Annotated in this window: 14 protein-coding genes and 1 pseudogene; 8 read left to right on the forward strand and 7 right to left on the reverse strand. The window is 72.7% G+C overall.

Translation table 11 applies throughout. The features are described 5' to 3' along the window. Positions 1-16: 16 nt before the first annotated feature. The 3 genes from ACFWPQ_RS18525 to ACFWPQ_RS18535 are packed head-to-tail and all read left to right on the forward strand — an operon-like array spanning position 17 to position 1,649. On the forward strand, positions 17-565 hold the full coding sequence (locus tag ACFWPQ_RS18525) for a cysteine dioxygenase (RefSeq protein WP_384035326.1): 549 nt from the start codon (positions 17-19) through the stop codon (positions 563-565). Continuing rightward, positions 556-972: a rhodanese-like domain-containing protein gene (locus tag ACFWPQ_RS18530; protein ID WP_384035410.1), complete on the forward strand. Its 417-nt coding sequence runs from the start codon at positions 556-558 to the stop codon at positions 970-972. The genes ACFWPQ_RS18525 and ACFWPQ_RS18530 overlap by 10 nt, the downstream gene beginning before the upstream one ends. A gap of 2 nt (positions 973-974) precedes the next feature. Then, entirely contained in the window at positions 975-1,649 is a 675-nt protein-coding gene (locus tag ACFWPQ_RS18535) for a Type 1 glutamine amidotransferase-like domain-containing protein (RefSeq protein ID WP_384035329.1), read from the forward strand. 23 nt (positions 1,650-1,672) lie between these two features. On the opposite strand, the gene recX is transcribed toward ACFWPQ_RS18535, so the two are convergent. Together recX and recA are read right to left on the reverse strand one after the other, a co-directional pair. Then, positions 1,673-2,515 carry a recombination regulator RecX gene (recX, locus tag ACFWPQ_RS18540; RefSeq protein ID WP_384035332.1) on the reverse strand — a complete coding sequence of 281 codons (843 nt, stop codon included), beginning with the start codon at positions 2,513-2,515 and terminating at the stop codon, positions 1,673-1,675. 4 nt (positions 2,516-2,519) lie between these two features. Beyond that, the gene (gene recA, locus ACFWPQ_RS18545; RefSeq protein ID WP_384035334.1) at positions 2,520-3,650 is read right to left on the reverse strand and encodes a recombinase RecA; all 1,131 of its coding nucleotides are present in this window, start codon (positions 3,648-3,650) and stop codon (positions 2,520-2,522) included. Positions 3,651-4,222: 572 nt separating this feature from the next. On the opposite strand from recA, the gene ACFWPQ_RS18550 reads away from it, so the two are divergent. From ACFWPQ_RS18550 to ACFWPQ_RS18565, 4 genes are all read left to right on the forward strand, one after another. Next, positions 4,223-4,498 (forward strand): polyprenyl synthetase, encoded by a 276-nt coding sequence (locus ACFWPQ_RS18550; RefSeq protein ID WP_384035337.1) that lies wholly within the window; start codon positions 4,223-4,225, stop codon positions 4,496-4,498. After that, positions 4,491-5,543, forward strand: a complete 1,053-nt coding sequence (locus tag ACFWPQ_RS18555) for a polyprenyl synthetase family protein (protein WP_384035339.1) — start codon at positions 4,491-4,493, stop codon at positions 5,541-5,543. Before ACFWPQ_RS18550 ends, ACFWPQ_RS18555 begins: the two co-directional genes overlap by 8 nt. Positions 5,544-5,647: 104 nt before the next feature. Beyond that, on the forward strand, positions 5,648-6,808 hold the full coding sequence (locus ACFWPQ_RS18560; protein WP_384035342.1) for an oxygenase MpaB family protein: 1,161 nt from the start codon (positions 5,648-5,650) through the stop codon (positions 6,806-6,808). A gap of 91 nt (positions 6,809-6,899) precedes the next feature. Next, the gene (locus ACFWPQ_RS18565) at positions 6,900-7,691 is read left to right on the forward strand and encodes a hypothetical protein (RefSeq protein WP_384035344.1); all 792 of its coding nucleotides are present in this window, start codon (positions 6,900-6,902) and stop codon (positions 7,689-7,691) included. Positions 7,692-7,793: 102 nt separating this feature from the next. On the opposite strand, the gene ACFWPQ_RS18570 is transcribed toward ACFWPQ_RS18565, so the two are convergent. Next, entirely contained in the window at positions 7,794-9,071 is a 1,278-nt protein-coding gene (locus tag ACFWPQ_RS18570) for an AI-2E family transporter (RefSeq protein WP_384035347.1), read from the reverse strand. A gap of 60 nt (positions 9,072-9,131) precedes the next feature. Further along, entirely contained in the window at positions 9,132-9,326 is a 195-nt protein-coding gene (locus ACFWPQ_RS18575) for a DUF3046 domain-containing protein (protein ID WP_384035350.1), read from the reverse strand. Between the two features lie 80 nt (positions 9,327-9,406). Here ACFWPQ_RS18575 and ACFWPQ_RS18580 point away from each other — a divergent pair, with 80 nt between their 5' ends. After that, on the forward strand, positions 9,407-10,351 hold the full coding sequence (locus ACFWPQ_RS18580; RefSeq protein ID WP_384035353.1) for a hypothetical protein: 945 nt from the start codon (positions 9,407-9,409) through the stop codon (positions 10,349-10,351). 50 nt (positions 10,352-10,401) lie between these two features. Here ACFWPQ_RS18580 and ACFWPQ_RS18585 read toward each other — a convergent pair whose 3' ends face one another. The 3 genes and pseudogenes from ACFWPQ_RS18585 to ACFWPQ_RS18595 form a co-directional block, all read right to left on the reverse strand. After that, positions 10,402-10,710 carry an AzlD domain-containing protein gene (locus tag ACFWPQ_RS18585; protein ID WP_384035356.1) on the reverse strand — a complete coding sequence of 103 codons (309 nt, stop codon included), beginning with the start codon at positions 10,708-10,710 and terminating at the stop codon, positions 10,402-10,404. Further along, positions 10,707-11,459: an AzlC family ABC transporter permease gene (locus ACFWPQ_RS18590; protein ID WP_384035358.1), complete on the reverse strand. Its 753-nt coding sequence runs from the start codon at positions 11,457-11,459 to the stop codon at positions 10,707-10,709. Before ACFWPQ_RS18590 ends, ACFWPQ_RS18585 begins: the two co-directional genes overlap by 4 nt. 28 nt (positions 11,460-11,487) lie before the next feature. Continuing rightward, a pseudogene (locus ACFWPQ_RS18595) lies at positions 11,488-12,321 on the reverse strand (AraC family transcriptional regulator); the annotation flags it as partial. Between the last annotated feature and the right edge of the window lie 74 nt (positions 12,322-12,395).

Here is a 12,395-nt window from a genome sequence, read left to right on the forward strand (position 1 = left end):
TTCAGGATCGGTGCACGTGTCTGCCTCTCTCTCGTCGTCCTCCGTTTCCCCGTCCGCCGTTGCGCCCGGCGCCGCGCCCACCCAGGCGGACCTCCTCGACTTCGTCCGGCGTACGGCCGCCGACGCCGAGCTGATCGCCTCGCTCCCGCTCGACCCCGAGGGCCGCACCTGGGTACGGCTCGACGGCCCGGCCGGCAGCGAGGCCTGGCTGATCGGCTGGCCGCCGGGCTCCGGCACCGGCTGGCACGACCACGCCGAGTCGGTCGGGGCCTTCCTCACCGCCACCGGTGAGCTGAAGGAGTACTCACTGGCCACCCGGCTGCCCACCGACGGCTGGCAGACCCTGGAACTCTCCGAGGGAGTCGACCGCGAACGCCGGCTGCCCGCGGGAAAGGGCAGGTCCTTCGGCCGCGACCACGTCCACGAGGTGCACAACGAGTCCACCGAGCACCACGCGGTCTCCGTCCACGCCTACTACCCGCCGCTGCCGCGGATCCGCCGCTACAGCCGCACCGGACAGGTGCTGCGCCTGGAGCAGGTCGAGCGCCCGGCGGACTGGCAGTGAGCGGCACGGAACCGGTGGAGGAGCGGCCGGTGGGCATCGACGAGCTGCTGGAGCGGGTGCGTACGGGCTACCGGCGCATCGAGGCGCAGGAGGCGTACGACGCGGCGCAGGCCGGCGAGGCCCTGCTCGTCGACATCCGGTACGCGGCGCTGCGCGACCGGGACGGGGTGATACCCGGTGCCCTCGTCATAGAGCGCAACGAACTGGAGTGGCGGCTGGACCCCCAGGGCAGCCACAAGACCCCGGAGGCCACCGGCCACGGCATCCGGGTCGTCGTGATCTGCAACGAGGGCTATGCCTCCAGCCTGGCCGCGGCCTCCCTGCACCAGCTGGGCCTGCACCGGGCGACGGACCTGGTCGGCGGCTTCCAGGCCTGGAAGGCGGCGGGCCTGCCGGTCACGCCCTGACCATGAAGCTTCTGCTCACCGACTCCGGCGTCAGGAACGCGAGCATACGGGCGGCCCTGGTCGATCTCCTGGGCAAACCGATCTCCGAGGCAAGCGCCCTCTGCATCCCCACCGCGGGGTACGGGGGCCCGTACGGGTATCCGGGCGGTCCCTGGCGTTTCGTCAGCGGGCGGTCCCCGAGTCCCATGACCGGGTTGGGGTGGAAGTCGGTGGGCGTGCTGGAACTCACCGCGCTGCCCGGCATCGACAGGGAACGCTGGGTCTCCTGGGTCCGAGAGGCGGACGCCCTGCTGGTGAACGGCGGCGACGCGCTGTACCTGTGCCACTGGATGCGGGAGTCCGGACTGGCCGGCCTTCTTCCGTCGCTGCACGACACGGTCTACGTGGGGCTCAGCGCCGGGAGCATGGTGCTGACTCCCCGCGTCGGGGAGCACTTCGCCGGCTGGAAGCCGCCCACCGGTGACGACAGCACGCTGGGAATCGTCGGCTTCTCCATCTTCCCGCACCTCGACAGCCCGGACTGTCCGGAGAACACCATGGCCGAGGCGGAACGGTGGGCCGCCGGGACAGCGGGTCCGGCGTACGCCATCGACACCGAGACCGCCATCAAGGTGACCGACGACTCCGTCGAGGTCGTCTCCGAGGGGCACTGGAAGCTGTTCAACCCGGCCTCATGAACGCCACCGGGGCTGTCGCCCCGTCAGAAGTCCCCGCCGTCCAGGAACTCGGTGTCCTCGCCCTCCTCCTCCAGCGCCCGCCGGACGACGCGCAGGGCCATGCCCTCGGAGTACCCCTTGCGGGCGAGCATGCCGGCGAGACGGCGGATGCGTCTGTCGCGGTCGAGGCCCCGGGTGGAGCGGAGCCTGCGGGCGACGAGTTCGCGGGCCGTGTCCTCCTCCTGCTCGGAGTCGAGCCGGCCGACGGCCTCGTCGATGAGCGTGGACTCGACGCCCTTGGTGCGCAGTTCCTGGGCGAGCGCGCGCCGTGCCAGTCCCCGGCCGTGGTGCCGGGACTCCACCCAGGCGTCCGCGAACGCGCTGTCGTCGATCAGCCCGACCTCCTCGAACCGCGACAGCACCTCCTCGGCGACGTCGTCCGGGATCTCCCGCTTGTGCAGGGCGTCCGCGAGCTGTTTCCGGGTGCGCGGGGTCCCGGTGAGCAGGCGCAGGCAGATCGCCCGCGCCCGCTCAGCCGGGTCCGCTGGAGGTTCCCCCTGCTCGGCCCTCGACGAGGAGGAGGAACCCCCGTCCTCACCGGACGGCTCCCCGAAGCCACGCCGTCGGCGTGTCCCGGGCTGCCGCGGGCCACGGCCGGGTGACCCGTGCCCGCGGGGGCCGCCCGGGGCGCCGTACGAACCGTCGTCGTACGAACCGTCGCCCCGGTACGTGCCGCCCTGGTCCGTCCCGCCCCCGTGGTTGCCGCCGCCCGTGCCGTAGGCCTCGTCGCCGTCCCGGGCGGAGCCCGAGTCGCCCCCGGTGCCCCTCCCCCGTGGGGCACCGGGGGACGTGTACTCGTGGTCGGCCCAGTCGGTTCGTCGTGTCACGGCGTCAGCTCTTGGCGGTGGCGGCCTTGGGCTTGGTGACCTTGGCGGCGGCCGGGGCGGGCACCGTCTTCGCCGCGTCGTCGGTGGCCGCGGCGGTGACCGCCGCGTCCGCGCCCGGCTCGGCGGCGGGCTGTTCCGGGCGGACGCCGACGCCCAGCTTCTCCTTGATCTTCTTCTCGATCTCGTTGGCCAGGTCGGGGTTGTCCTTGAGGAAGTTGCGCGCGTTCTCCTTGCCCTGACCGAGCTGGTCGCCCTCGTACGTGTACCAGGCGCCGGCCTTGCGGACGAAGCCGTTCTCCACGCCCATGTCGATCAGGCCGCCCTCGCGGCTGATGCCGTGGCCGTAGAGGATGTCGAACTCGGCCTGCTTGAAGGGCGGCGCGACCTTGTTCTTGACGACCTTGACCCGGGTGCGGTTGCCGACCGCCTCGGTGCCGTCCTTCAGGGTCTCGATGCGGCGGATGTCGAGTCGCACCGAGGCGTAGAACTTCAGCGCGCGGCCACCGGTCGTGGTCTCCGGGGAGCCGAACATCACGCCGATCTTCTCGCGGAGCTGGTTGATGAAGATCGCGGTGGTCTTGGACTGGTTGAGCGCGCTGGTGATCTTCCGCAGCGCCTGGCTCATCAGGCGGGCCTGGAGACCGACGTGGCTGTCGCCCATCTCGCCCTCGATCTCCGCGCGCGGGACGAGCGCGGCGACGGAGTCGATGACGATGAGGTCGAGGGCGCCGGAGCGGACCAGCATGTCCACGATCTCCAGGGCCTGCTCGCCGTTGTCGGGCTGGGAGAGGATCAGGTTGTCGATGTCGACGCCGAGCTTCTGCGCGTACTCGGGGTCGAGGGCGTGCTCCGCGTCCACGAACGCGACCTGACCGCCCGCCTTCTGCGCGTTGGCCACGGCGTGCAGGGTCAGGGTCGTCTTACCGGAGGACTCCGGTCCGTAGATCTCCACGACGCGGCCGCGCGGCAGACCACCGACACCGAGGGCGACGTCGAGCGCGGTCGACCCGGTCGAGATGACCTCGATGGGCTCCTTCGTCCGGTCGCCCATGCGCATGACCGCGCCCTTGCCGAATTGCCGTTCAATCTGTGCGAGCGCGGCGTCGAGCGCCTTCTCGCGGTCGGTTCCTGCCATGGGTTCCACCCGGTTTGCTTGAGTCGATCGCTTCACGTCAAAGACGCTAACGCCTGCCACTGACAATGCGCCCCGACGCCGGTTCGGCCTGTGGACAACTCGGGAACTTCTCCCCCGAAAACGTGTCGAACTGCCCCTGGAATCCCCACCGGGAGCCTCGCCGGAACCTCCATAAGAATGGATGTTCGATTTTCGTGTCAAGCGCACCACGCGGTACTCCCGCCACTTCCCCACAGGGTGCTCACCCACCGCCACGGAGGCGGAGCCGGGGCGCACGGGGCAGGTACGCACGGCGCGCGGGGCGGGGAAGCAGGGCGTGCGGGGCGGGGAAGCAGGGCGTGCGGGGCGGGGACGAGGGCGCTCGGGAATCGGGCGCGCGCGGCACGCGGGCGGGAGCGCGCGGCGGGCAGGGGGCGGCAGCGTGAGGCCGGACCGCGGCACGGCGATCCGCACCACCCGGCAGGGCGTTCACCCGATCGTGAGTTTCCGCATACCCGCGCCCGCCGTGCCGCGATGCTCGAAGAGGCGGCCGGGGAGCGGCGCCGCCCTGTGTGCCGTGGGTGGGAGAGCGCATGACACGTGAGACGGGACGACGCGGCCTGGACGAACAGGCCGTGCTGCTGGCGGCGGGGCTGGCCGACCTGGCGGTGAGCACGGTGGGCACCGCCTTCGGGACGTTACGGGGCCTGCTGCGCCGCTCGGACGCCGGCGCGCTGGCGGCGGAGGCCGAGCACGACCTGACCGCGCGCGGGCGCCTGGTCCTGGACCGGTACACGACCGTGCCCCCGGCCCATCTGGAGGTCCTCGCCCGGCACGCCCTCGCCCGGCGGACCGCCGGCGATGACTGACCGGTGGGATCCGGGCGCCTTCAAGGACCGCGTCGACGAGGTGCTGCGCGGGTTCGTCGCCCAGGAGGCCGACCTGTTCGCGGCGGTCGACCCGCTCCTGGGCCCGGTGGCCGAGCAGCTGGAGGCGGCGGTCGCGGACGGCAAACGGCTGCGGGCGGCGTTCTGCTACTGGGGCTGGCGTGCGGTGGGCCAACCGGACAGCGACGCGCTGGTGCGGGCGGCGGCCTCCATGGAACTCGTGCACGCCGCCGCCGTCGTGCACGACGACCTCATCGACGACAGCCCGCTGCGGCACGGGCGCCCCACCCCGCACCTCGCCCTGCGTGCCGCCGTACGGGACCGTCCGCACGCCGACGACACCGCACGGTGGCTGGCGATGCTCGTGGGCGATCTGCTGATGTCGCTGGCCGGACAGCTGTTCGCGACCTGCGGGCTGCCCGCCGCCTACCTCGCCCGGGCCCGCCCCCTGTGGTCGGTGCTGGCGCGGGAGCTGATCGCGGGCGAGTGCCTGGAGATCCTGCGCACCGGAGCCGGCCCGGACACCGCGGCCTCGCTGAAGGTGGTCCGGTACAAGACCGCCAAGTACACCGTCGAGCAGCCCCTGTTGATCGGCGGCGCCCTGGCGGGGGCCGGCGAACGGCTGAACGAGGGGTACTCCGCGTACGGGCTGCCGCTGGGCGAGGCCTTCCAGCTGCGCGACGACCTGCTCGGCCTGTTCGGGGCACCGGAGCACACCGGCAAGGCCAACGCCGACGACGTACGCGGCCACCGGCCCACCGCCCTGCTCGCGGAGACCTGGCGTCTCGCCCGGGACGACGACCGGGAGCGGCTGGGCGCGTTGCTGGGCAGCCGTGATCTGGACGCGGACGGCCTGGACGCGGTCCGCGAGGTGATGCGCCGGCTAGGGGCGCCCGACCGGATCGAGCACATGATCGGCGCACGGGTCGCGGAAGCGCTCGACGCCCTCCACGGACTGAACGTGCCGGCCCCCGCCGCCGGCGCCCTGACCTCGCTGGCCCACTCGGCCGCGGTCCGCCTGTCCTGACACCCGCCGCCTGTTTCCTGACGTCGGCCGGCGCCCCGGCCGGCGCGCCGCACGACACCCGGACGACATCCCGGACGACACCCGCGATGACAAGGAGTTTTGCCGTGACCCACACCGAGGCCTCGATGGACACCCTGCGGCACGCCGGTGACGAACTCGCCGACGCCACGGTCGCCGCACTCTTCGAGCGTGGGGAGGTCGGCACGTTCAACACCCTGATGCGCTACGTCTCCACCGCCGGCGCGCCCCTGCCGGACGGGCTGCCCGACGTCGCGCGGGAGTACCTGGAGGCCACCCGGGTGCCACCGTCCTGGGTGGACTGGGGCGAGATGGAGAAGGCCCGGCTGTTCTTCATCGACAACAACGTGCACATCTCGACCGCGCTGTCCTTCGCCTCCATGCCCGCCTGTTACGTCGTCCCGCGCGTGGCGAAGCTGCTGTCCGCCACCCACGGGCTGCGGTACCCGTCCAAGCGCATGGCGGAGACCGGTCAGTTCACCGTCTACCTCATGCGGCCCGACGCCTTCGAGGCCGGCAGCCGCTTCGTCCCGGCCGCCCAGAAGGTGCGCCTGCTGCACGCCTCCATCCGGCACCACCTGGGGCGCGAGAACCGCTGGGACACCGAGGCGCTCGGCACGCCGATCTGCCAGGAGGACATGATCGGTGGGCAGATGTTCTTCTCGCTGCTGGTCCTCGACAGCCTGCACCGGCTGGGCGTCCATCTGTCCACGGAGGGCGCGGAGGCCTACTACTACGCGTGGCGGGTGGTGGGCGCCATGCTCGGCGTCGACCAGGAGGCCGTCCCGAAGACCCTCGACGAGGCGCGCGCCTACCTCGACCTCTACATGGTCCGGTACATGGGCCCCTCCGAGGAGGGCGCGGTCCTGACCCGGCAGCTCATCGACCTCTACGAGGAGGTCGTCCCCGGCACCTTCTTCGATCCGGTCGTCTCGGCCCTGATCCGCCATCTGGTCGGCGACACCTGCGCCGACTGGCTGGAGGTGCCGCGCACCCCGTGGGACACCGTGGTCAAGGCCGTGCCGCACCTCCTCGGCGTCCTGGAGACCATCGAGGACCGCTCCCCGCTGGGCGCCTGGGCCCTGGACCGCCTCGGCCACCTCACCACCGTCCTCGAACTGTCCTCGCTGACCCGTGGCCGCGTCATGCACTACGCCATCCCCGAACACCTCAGGAAGGACTACGGCGTCCAGGGCGGCGTGCCCCGCACCCGGCGGTGGACCCCGCCGGCCGCCACGGTCTCCTGATCCCCCCGGCATCCCCCTACTCCGCACGGCGTACGGCCGCTGTCTTCGGCCGGACGACGACCACGCGGGCGGGCCCCGGAAGGCTGGGCGCATGCCCTCCTCCCTGAAGAGTCCGCCCCGAAGGCCACCCGCGAACCCGCTGACCGGGGTGCGCCCCGCCGAGCGTCTCTGTCACACGACCGGTGCGCTCCTCGTCCTCTCCGGCCTGGTGCATCTGGTGGTGTTCGCGGTGGACGGCGGCCCCTGGTACGGCCCGGTCTCCTGGCGCAAGCCCGTCACGTTCGGGCTCTCCTTCGGGCTGACGCTGATCGCGGTCACCTGGGTCACGTCGTATCTGAGGGTCGGAGAGCGGCTGCGGACCGTCCTGCTGCTCGTGTTCGCCGCCGACTGTGTGGTGGAGGTCGGCGGGATCACCCTGCAGGCGTGGCGCCGGGTGCCTTCGCACCTCGACATGGAGACGCCCTTCGACTCGGCGGTGTCGATGGCGCTCGCGGTGGGCGGCGGGGTCCTGGTGGTGCTGCTCACCGTCTTCGCGGTGGCGTCCTTCCGGCGCCGGCCGGCCGGTCCCGTGGGCATGGCGCTCGCGGTGCGCTCCGGGTTCGCGGTCCTGCTGGTGGCGCTGGCCTCGGGAGCGGCGATGATCGCGCGCGGGGTGGTGCTCGTCCGGACCGGCCACCAGGAGGCGGCGTACGCGTCGACGGCCCCGCTCAAGCCGCTGCACGGGGTCAGCCTGCACGCGGTGCTGGTCCTGCCGGCGCTGGCCTGGCTGCTGTCCCGCACCTCCTGGAGCGAACAGGTCCGGTGGCGGACGGTGGCCGTGGCGGTGGGCTGCTACGCGGCGGCCGTCGTCGCTGCCGGGGTGTGGGCCGCACTCACCTATTGATCGCGGCGCACCTGTTGATCGCGGCGCATCTGTTGGTCGCCGCTCACTTGCAGATCGCGGCTGGCCTACGGATCACGACCGGCCTGCGGATGGCGGCGACCGTCAGGCCGAGCTCCCCTCGGACTCCGGCTCCTCGGCCGGCCGCTGCCATATCAGCCGCCGCACGCGCGTGAGCAGCCCCGGGCCGTCCGGGCCGCGCCGGGGGTGCCCGTGCACCCGCGGGTCGTCCGTGACGTCGTAGCGCTTCACATAGGCGCTCAGGAAAGCCTGGAGGGTGGCGACCGCCGGGATGGCGATCAGCGCGCCGACCGCGCCGAGGAGCGCGGTGCCCGCGATGACCGAGCCGAAGGCGACCGCCGGGTGGATGTCGACCGACTTGGAGGTCAGCTTGGGCTGGAGCATGTAGTTCTCGAACTGCTGGTAGATCACGACGAACACCAGCACCCACACCGCGTACAGGGGGTTGACGGTGAACGCGATCAGCATCGGCAGCGCACCCGCGAGATAGGTGCCGATGGTGGGGATGAACTGCGAGACCAGCCCCACCCAGACGCCCAGCACCGGCGCGTACGGCACGCCCAGGGCCTCCAGCAGGATGTAGTGGGCGATGCCGGAGATCAGCGCCATCACGCCGCGCGAGTACAGATAGCCGCCGGTCTTGTCGACGGCGATCTCCCAGGCGCGCAGCACCTCGGCCTGGCGGGCGGGCGGCAGCACGGAGCACAGGGTGCGGCGCAGCCGAGGGCCGTCGGCGGCGAAGTAGAAGGCGAACAGCGTGATCGTCAGCAGCTGGAACAGGCCGCCGAGCACCTGGCCGGAGACGTCGAGCACGCCGGCCGCGCTGTTCTGCGCGTACTTGCGCAGCCAGTCGGAGTGCAGCAGGCCCTCCTGGACGTCGACCCGTCTCACATGGCTGTGGAAGGTCTCGTTGACCCAGTTGATGACCGAGTCCAGGTAGTCCGGGAAGTCTTCGACGATCTTGTTGATCTGTCCGGCCAGCATCGAGCCGAGCAGGGTGACGAAGCCCGCGACGGCGACCGCCAGGCCGAGGAAGACCAGAAAGGTCGCGAAGCCCCGGCGCATGCCGCGGGAGGCCATCCAGCCCACCGCGGGCTCGATGGCCAGCGCCAGGAAGAACGCGATGAGGATGTTGATCAGCAACCCGGTGAGCTGGTGGAAGGCCCAGCTGCCCAGCTGGAAGGCGGCGACGAGGGCGAGCGCCAGCACCATGGCGCGCGGCAGCCAGCGCGGCATGCGGGCGCCCGGCACCGCGACGCCGGCGGCCGGGGATCCGGCGCGCGGCGTCGTGTCGGCGGTGTCCACCGTGTCCACCGGGGATGCGTCCTGGGCGGTGCGCCCGTCGTCGTCAGTGAGTGCCACGGTGCAAGTCTCGCCCACGCCACTGACAACGCGTGGCCCGTATCCGATCTCCGTGCACGGTCAGTGCCTCTCCCCCGGAACGTTCATGACCGTGCAGACCACGCGCCACACGTCCTTGGCCTCCCAGCCGGAGTCCAGCGCCTCGTGCACCGTCAGTCCGCCGAGCTCCGTCATCACATGATCGCGCGCGAAGGTGTCGGCGTACCCGGAACCGAAGTGATCCGCCATCCGCTGCCAGAAGACCGTCAACCGCATGAAACCAGTATCCCGCCCCTGAGAGTGGGCCCTGCCCGGGACCGCTTTGCGAGACCGCTTTCCGCCCTACGGTCTTTCGCATGGCCGAAACCGGAGCTTCCCCACTCCCCCCTACGCCCCCGGCGCACTCCCCGCTCTCGCGCGCCGAACAGTTCGTGTGGCTCACCGCGCGCGTGCTGGAGCAGCGTCTCTTCGCATACCACTTCCTGAACGGCGGCCCCGATCCGGTGGAGGCGGCACTGGACGCCTACCGCAACGAGGACGGCGGCTACGGCCATGCGCTGGAGCCGGATCTGCGCGGCCCGGTGAGCCAGCCGCTGCACACCGGACGGGCGCTGCGGGTCCTGGACGCCGTCGAGCGGTGCGGCGGGCAGCGGGTGGAGCGCGTGTGCCGCTACCTGACGGCCGCCTCCGCGGCGGACGGGGCGCTGCCGGCGGTCCGGCCGAGCCAGCGCGGCTATCCGGCGGCACCGTTCGTCCCGGTCGTCGACAACCCCCCGAGCGAGCTCCTCGCCACCGGTCCGGTGGTGGGTCTGCTGCACCGCAACGAGGTCTGGCACGCGTGGCTGTTCCGGGCCACCGACTTCTGCTGGCAGGCGATCGACCACCTGGAGAAGTCGCACCCCTACGAGATCGAGGCCGCGGTCGCCTTCCTGGACATGGTGCCGGACCGCTCGCGCGCCGAGGCGTCCGCCGACCGGCTGGGCCGCCTGGTGCGCGGGCAGCGCCTGGCCGCGCTGGACCCGGAACACCTCGACGCGTACCGGGTCGCGCCCGGCTACGCCCCGCACGAGCACCATTTCCCGCACGACTTCGCGAAGTCTCCGGACTCGCTCGCGCGCATGTGGTTCACCGACGAGGAGATGACCCGCTCGCTCGACTTCCTCGCCGCCGAGCAGGAGGCGGACGGCGGCTGGCCGATCCGCCGGCGCCGGTGGGCGCCGGCCGCCGCCCTGGAGGCCCGCCCCGTGGTGACGATCGAGGCCCTCCACACGCTCCGGGCGTACGGCCGCTTCGTGGGATGACGGAAGCCGGAGGCCGGGTGACGGAAGCCGGAGGCCGGATGACGGACGTCTCAGCCGGTGACGGCGCGCAGTCCCGCCGTGACCAGCACGGCGACTCCGACGACGACCAGGAAGGGCGCGCGCAGCACCAGCGCCACGGCGGCCGCCCCGAGCCCCGCGGCCCGGGCGCCCAGCACGAGCACGTGCCCGTCGGCGAACGTCTGCTGGGCCGTGAGAGCCGCCAGCAGGGCCACGGGCAGCAGGGCGGCCAGCCGCCGCACCACCGGCCGCTCCAGCACGCCCGCGGGCACCAGCAGTCCGGCGAGCTTGACGGCATAGCAGCCGAGGGCGGTCGCGCCGATCGCGATCCAGAAGTTCACGGGGTCTCCTCGGATGCCTCGTCGCGGGTACGGTCGCGCCCGAAGCGGCGGCCGGAGACGAACAGGGCGGCCGGTGCCGCCAGCGCCGCCACCAGGACCGGCACCCCGGCCGGCAGCACGGGCAGCAGGCCGAGCCCCAGCAGCACCGCGAGGGCGGCGACCGCGCGGTCGGTGGTGGTCTTCAGCATGGGGGCGAGCAGGGCCAGGAAGACGGCGGGTCCGGCCGCGTCCAGGCCCCAGGCGTCGGTGTTCCCGACGGCCTTGGCGCCGAGCGCGCCGAGCAGGGTGGTGAGGTTCCACAGCACGTACAGGCTGAGCCCGGTGACGGTGAACCCGAGCCGGGCGGCGCGCCGCGTCGGCTGGGCCAGGGTGACCGCGGTGGTCTCGTCGATCACCCACTGGGCGGCGAACGGCCGCACCGCGCGCGGGAGGGCCAGCACCTGGGAGAGGCGCAGCCCGTAGAACGCGTTGCGCACGCCCAGGAAGAAGGCGCCGGCCGCCGCGGTGAGCGGGTTGCCGCCGGCCGCGAGCGCGCCCACCAGGGCGAACTGGGAGGCGCCGGTGAACACCAGGAGGCTGAGCGCGCAGGTCTGGAGCAGGCCGAGCCCGCTGCCGGCCGAGGTCACCCCGAAGGCGAACCCGGACAGTCCCACGGCGACCCCGACCCCGAGGGCGTCCCGGACGACGGCGGAGTCGGGCTTCGGCCCGCCTTCGTCGCGTATGTCTGCGAGTGCTGTCTGTTGTGCCACGGCCGTGACGCTACGGGCGGCCGTCCCGCGCGTCTTGTACGTTCTTGCGCTCGCGCTGGTAGGCGCCCGGCGGGACGCCGACGATCCGGGCGAAGTGCCGGTTGAGGTGCGGCTGGTCGGTGAAGCCCACGGCGACGGCCGCATCGGCGGGCGGCGTGCCCGCGTCCAGCAGCAGCCGGGCGCGGCGCACCCGGGCGTCGGTCAGCCAGGTGTGCGGCGGCATGCCGTAGGCGTCGCGGAACGCCCGCAGCAGCGCGAAGGGGCTGGTGCCGAGGTCGGTGGCGAGCCGCTCCAGGGTCGGCGGCTCGGCCATCCGCTCCTCCAGCACGGCACGCGCGCGTGCGGCGAGCCGGGCGCCGGCGGTGCGGACCTGCCGCTGCGGCAGCGGGCCGCCGTTCAGCCGCAGCAGCCGGGTGATCGCCACCCGCAGCAGGGTGTCGGCGGCGAGCGCGTTGCCCTCGTCGGCGGCGCGCAGCACCCGGTGCACGAGGGAGACGCTGTACGGGTCGTCGAGCACCGGGCTGACGAAGCCGGGGGTGCCGCGGATCCCGGTGGTCTCGGCGGCGATCCCCGCCACGAGGTCCGGCGCCGGGTAGACCGCCCCGTACCGCCAGCCCTCGGGCACCCCGGCCCGCCCGGTGTGCGGGGTGTCCGGGTTGACCAGTGCGAGCGCCCCCGCCCCCGCGGACACGTCGGAGCCCCGGTGGTGGAAGACCTCGACGCCGGCCGCGATGGCGGCGATCACGAAGTTCTCGTGGGTGTGCCGGACGAACGTCTTGCTGATGTACCGGGCACGCAGCAGATCGACACCGGGCAACGCCTCGTACCGCCAGTGCCGCGCCCGCTCGTCCGATGCCGTCACACGACCATTGTCGACCGCCCACCCCGCCTCTTGACTCCGTAAGGGCAGCGCCCCTGAAAGGGGCGCGGGGAACT

The organism is Streptomyces sp. NPDC058464, from assembly GCF_042721035.1.
Classification (GTDB): domain Bacteria; phylum Actinomycetota; class Actinomycetes; order Streptomycetales; family Streptomycetaceae; genus Streptomyces.